Raw genomic sequence first — 3832 nt, 5'->3', positions numbered from 1 at the left:
TGCTTCTACCTGGCCGCGTGACCACTTCTGCCGCAGCACGATTGCGCCGCGCTGATCGTGGCCCACGATGTGGAACGAGTTCTTGCCGATATCGATGCCCATCACGGCGATCGCTGAGCTGAGTTTCTGAGACATGGCGTGCTCCTTGTCTTGGGCGCCCCCTGCCCAGCTTGTCGTGCTGGCAGGGCCGGAGCACGGCCGGACCATTCCATTAGCGGACGTTTGACAGGCAAGGGCTTTGCTGAAGTTCATAATACTGAAAAAACGCGCATCGGACGCTCGTAACCCTTGATAGATCGTTCGCCAACGCTGTCCACCACGATGGACTTCCCCACTGCATCAGCAAGAACAGGATCAAGCAAAATCTGGGCATCAACAGCCAAGCCGCAAAGCCGCGACGCAAGATTTACGACACTACCCATCGCGGTGTAGTCGATACGACCTTCATAGCCCACGGTACCAACCGTCGCAGGGCCCATCGCGACACCTACGCCAAAACCTATCTTGTGCCCCGCGACCCGCCAGTCAATAATCAGCGCTTGCACGGCGGCCTGCATATCGATAGCCAGACGTACACCCCGCAAGGCGGGTTCATCACACTCAATCGGCGCATTGACCAAGACCATTAATCCATCTCCGGCGAAGCCCGTGAGCGTCGCTTGATGCCGGGTAATCACCGATCCGACCGCTGCATAATATTCACTAAGCAAACCCATGATAATCTCAGGCTCGGCGTGAGCTGAAAACGCGGTGAAACCGCGCAGGTCGCAAAAGATGGCAACCACTTCGCGACGCTGTCCGTCGAGCAATCCCTGGTTTCCTGTATCCTCGACAAGCTCTGCCACCTGGGGCGCCAGAAATCGCTTCAATCGAGCGATGCGTTCGGATTTTTCCTTTGAGGCCGCGAGTTCTCCCGCCATCTCATTGAACCGGTTGGCGAGTTGTTCTAGCTCGTCACCACTCGACATTTCGATCCGGTGCTCAAACTGACCTGCGCCGATGCGTTGCACGCCGTCCTCAAGCTGACGGATGGGCCCAGACATTCGACGGGCCAACCACCAGGCGAGTGATATCGCGAAGAGCGCGCCGATGAACAGCAGCGCCAGCGAGCGCCATAGAGCGGCGCGAATTGGTGCAAAAGCTTCTGCGACCGGCTGCTGCGCGATCACTGTCCAATCGACACTTGCTGTTCTGGCCGAGGTGGCAATCGCCGGCTTGCCATCGGCGTCGCGTGTGACTACTGCGGCTCCCTTGGCCGCAGCGACCGCGGCAGTTAACGATCCAAAACCCTCGGAGGCGGCATGGCCGCGCAGCACTTGGCTGATATCTGGGTGAGCAATCAGCCGTCCCGAATCGTCGATGACGAAGGCATGGCCGGTCTCGCCAATCTTGATTGCGGCAATCACTTCCTGGATCAGTTTAAGGTTGATGTCGGCAATGGCGATCCCGGCGGCAGCGCGATTGCCGGCCACTGCGATCGTCATATAGGGCTCCGAATCGCGCTCATATCGCACCGGGCCGAACCAGACTTTACTGGCGTGCGCGCCCTTTATTGCCGAGTCGGACGCCATCGACGCGCCGAGCCCTATCCGATTCACATCCTGTCGGGAGATGAAGGCGCGCTCTCTATCCATTTCGTCCACCAATATAATCGAAGATATGGCCGGTACCTGACGCAACAAGCGCAATGCATCAATGCGATGGCGCTCTTCGTCGCCAGCCATCCAGGGCAGCTGGACGACCCAGCCGAGCTGATCACGAATACCATCGATGAAGGTCTGGATACGTTCGGTGGCCGAGCGAGATTCAGCCTGCAACAGTTCATTGAGGGCGGCGCGTTGGCCGCGGTAGCCGAACAAGGCCTCACTGGCTGCCCCCAGCAACAGCGGGGTTACAACGGCTATCAGCAGCGTGACGAAGTATTTTATGAACAGCGAACCGCGCGGTGCACGCCTGTGAGGAGGCGGTGGTTTATCGGTGCTCATGGATCACCTCGGTCTTGCCTGCTATCGTGACCAGTGAGAGGCTCCGGGAGGAGCCCCCACACCCTGGCAAGGCAGCAAGGGAATGTCGAGTCAGCCTGGTTTTGGGCGGAAGCGACTTGAGCTACTGCGCGAACTCCTTCCGAAGGCAGCCGTGTTCGCGGCGCTTACCAACCCAATACCCACAGGGACGCGCCCAGGCATCGGATATGTCCGCGGCGCGGCTCAGAGCCTGGGACTCAAGATTCACTTGCTGGAAGCAAGCAACCTGGAGGAAATCCAAAGAGCGTTCACCACGCTTGCGCAGGGCAAGGCGGACGCGCTGCTGGTCGGAAGCGACCCAATTTTCGACGTGCACCGGGGATAAGATCGCCGCAATGGTGGCTGCGGTGGCCATCCCAGCGATCTTTCAATTTCGTGATTATGCAGCCGCTGGCGGTTTAATGAGTTATGATCTGGGATGTTGAGGACGCGCATCGCTTGGCCGGCGCTTTTATGTAGGTAGGATATTGAAAGGTGCTAACGTCGCCGACCTGCTGATACAACAGCCGATTAAATTTAGGCTCGCGATCAACCTTAAGACGGTGAGACCCTTAGGCTCGAGGTCCCTCCGGCTCTGCTTCTGTTGGCCGATGAAGTGATTGAATGAAGGCGCGATTACTCGCTTGACGCAGTGCTTGTTACGAACGACCGAAGTCCCACGATATTCAGAGGCTAGTTTCATTCGACAACATCCGAGATGGCAATGAAGCGTCGCAAATTTATTGTAGGGCTGCTGATTGGGCTGATCGTGACTGGGGCACGTGCGCAGCAGCGCGTGCGGATTTCCATACTTCACAGCGGTTTCCCGAACCGAACGCCGATCCACCAGCTCTTCGAGGCTCTGAGTAAGCTTGGCCTGGATGACGGCCGCACCGCGACAATTGATTTGGTCGGCGGAGAAGGAGACCCCAAGAGGCTGAGTGCGCTTGTCGCACAGATCGGAGCGCAGAATCCGGACGTAATCATTGCGATCACTTCGCCAGCAGTAGTCGCGCTCAAGGAGGCGAGGCTGACGATCCCTGTCGTGTTCGCCTTCGTGCCTGACCCAGTCGGGCTTGGAATCGTGGAAAGTCTCGCTCAGCCAGGCGGTAACTTCACCGGAGTGACCTATAGCGAGTCCGGACTTGGTGGAAAGCGGCTTGAGCTGCTTCTTGAAGCAATTGCGGGATCGAAAAAAATCGCTGTATTCTGGAACCCGTCGTTTCCTGGGCATGCTGACGCCGTGGAAAGTACTCGGACAGCGGCTTTGGCGCGCGGCATAGAGGTCTTTTCGCGTGAACTTAGAGTCATCGAGGACCTCGAGCCGGCGTTCGACGATGCCATTCGCGCGAAAGCACAAGCTGCGATCTTCATGGCTGACAACGTGATGTTTGGAAACCGGAAGCGAGTCGCAGAAGTCGCGATCAATCACCGCCTTCCCACCATTCACTCCTTTCCTTCGGAGGTAGAGGATGGCGGGTTAATGTTTTATGGGCCCAGTAACGCCGAGAACTACCGGCGCGCTGCTGCATTGGCCGCAAGGATCCTCAAAGGCAAGCGTCCGGGTGAACTCCCAGTCGAGCGGCCGACCAAATTTGAGCTAATCATTAACCTGAAGACCGCGAAGGCACTCGGCGTGACGATCTCCGAAGCCTTCCTGCTGCGCGCCGATCAAGTGATCGAATAGTGCATTTCTTGTTGCGGTGCATGAGACCTGTTATGTGCTGGTATGTGCTGGTTTTTGGACGCCGGCAACAAGGAGGCTCCGCACGCTCAACTGACCGGCGTCCAAAAAGCGCCAAGGCACGAAGTCGCGGGAAGTTGGGCAC

The 3832-nt window shown here is 57.9% G+C and carries 3 protein-coding genes and 1 pseudogene; 1 reads left to right on the top strand and 3 read right to left on the bottom strand.

From position 1 onward, the window contains the following. From IVA82_RS09430 to IVA82_RS09420, 3 genes and pseudogenes are all read right to left on the bottom strand, one after another. Positions 1-135, bottom strand: a pseudogene (locus IVA82_RS09430) (IS110 family transposase); the annotation flags it as partial. 113 nt (positions 136-248) lie between these two features. Beyond that, positions 249-1985: an adenylate/guanylate cyclase domain-containing protein gene (locus tag IVA82_RS09425; protein ID WP_247383710.1), complete on the bottom strand. Its 1737-nt coding sequence runs from the start codon at positions 1983-1985 to the stop codon at positions 249-251. A 121-nt stretch (positions 1986-2106) separates the two neighbouring features. Then, on the bottom strand, positions 2107-2379 hold the full coding sequence (locus IVA82_RS09420) for a hypothetical protein (protein ID WP_247383709.1): 273 nt from the start codon (positions 2377-2379) through the stop codon (positions 2107-2109). 348 nt (positions 2380-2727) lie between these two features. Between IVA82_RS09420 and IVA82_RS09415 the strand changes: the two genes are divergently transcribed. After that, positions 2728-3690, top strand: coding sequence for an ABC transporter substrate-binding protein (locus IVA82_RS09415; protein ID WP_247383708.1), 963 nt, complete (start codon positions 2728-2730; stop codon positions 3688-3690). Positions 3691-3832 lie beyond the last annotated feature (142 nt).

Source organism: Bradyrhizobium sp. 142, assembly GCF_023074015.1.
GTDB lineage: Bacteria > Pseudomonadota > Alphaproteobacteria > Rhizobiales > Xanthobacteraceae > Bradyrhizobium.
Note: the sequence above shows the minus strand (reverse complement) of the source record. Positions and strands in the feature narration are given on the sequence as shown.